Source organism: Microbispora siamensis (genome assembly GCF_016863095.1).
Taxonomy (GTDB): Bacteria; Actinomycetota; Actinomycetes; order Streptosporangiales; family Streptosporangiaceae; genus Microbispora; species Microbispora siamensis.
Map to the genome: position 1 here is coordinate 1 of NZ_BOOF01000120.1, position 1076 is coordinate 1076.

Genomic DNA, 1076 nt, shown 5'->3' on the forward strand with positions numbered 1-1076 from the left:
TCAAGCCAGGGCGGCGTACGGCCAGGCCGCGCGACAGGCCGGCCACCTGGGCGGAGAGGAGACGGCGGTGGTGGCGACCGGACGGTTGCTGCTGTCGTACTGCGCGGGCCGTATGGAGGGCGCCGGCCCGCTCATCGGCGCGATCCAGTGCGTCAACCCATCGCTGGCTCACGCCGCCCGGGTGCTGCACCTGTCCGTCCTGGGACGCCGCATGGAAGCGCGCGTGCTGGCTGCCGAAGGGTGGCGCGCGCCTGCGTGCGACTGGTCGCCCTTGAGCACGACCTGTCTGCAGGGGGCGGCCCAGGCCGCCGTCGGCGACGCCCCCGCCTGCCGCGACACCTACTCCGCGCTGCTGCCGTACAGCGGGCGGATCCTGACGGGGCTGGGAAGGGCCATGGCCGGACCCGTCGACTGGTACCTGGCCCTGCTCGCCTCCGCCATGGGCGACCACCTCCGTGCCGCCGAGCATCTGTCCGCCCTCGAACAGACCGCGGAGCGAACGGGGCTCACCTGGTGGCGGCACCGGGCCAGGACGGCGGGGTGGACCGTGCGACGACCGCTGCGGATTCCGCATCGCCCCGCAGGTTCGGCGGCGCGTGGCCGGCGGCGCGCGGACGCCCCCCTGCTCGGCCGTTCGTGATGCCGCACGGCTCCTCACCGAGGGCCGGGCCCGTCGCGATCGTCCGCGGCCCGGTCCGGCGGCCGGCCCGGCACGACCAATCAATCAGACGGCGGATCATGAATCACCCAGAAAGCGGACGAGGGGGCGCCTCGCCGCGGCCTACCGTCGCGACCGCGGCAGTTCGGCGGCCCTGACGAAGCGATCCTCATGGACCGGTCGCCGGCGTACCACGCCGGACTCTTTCGGGCGTCCGCGGAAAGTCGTGTCAACCGGGCCGGAACCGAGGAGGTACGAGTGGAGTTCTGTGTTCTGGGCCCTGTGGAGGTCCACGACTCCAGGGGAAACCCCGTCGATGTGGGCGGGCCGCGTCAGCGGACCGTGCTGGCCCGGCTGCTGGTGGCACAGGGGGCCGTCGTTTCGACGAGGACCCTGATCGAGGACGTGTACGGGGACG

The 1076-nt window shown here is 73.3% G+C and carries 1 protein-coding gene; it reads left to right on the top strand.

The genetic code is table 11. The features are described 5' to 3' along the window. The coding region (locus tag Msi02_RS42730; protein WP_239109439.1) for a hypothetical protein at positions 1 to 640 on the top strand (640 nt) is incomplete at its 5' end. Between the last annotated feature and the right edge of the window lie 436 nt (positions 641 to 1076).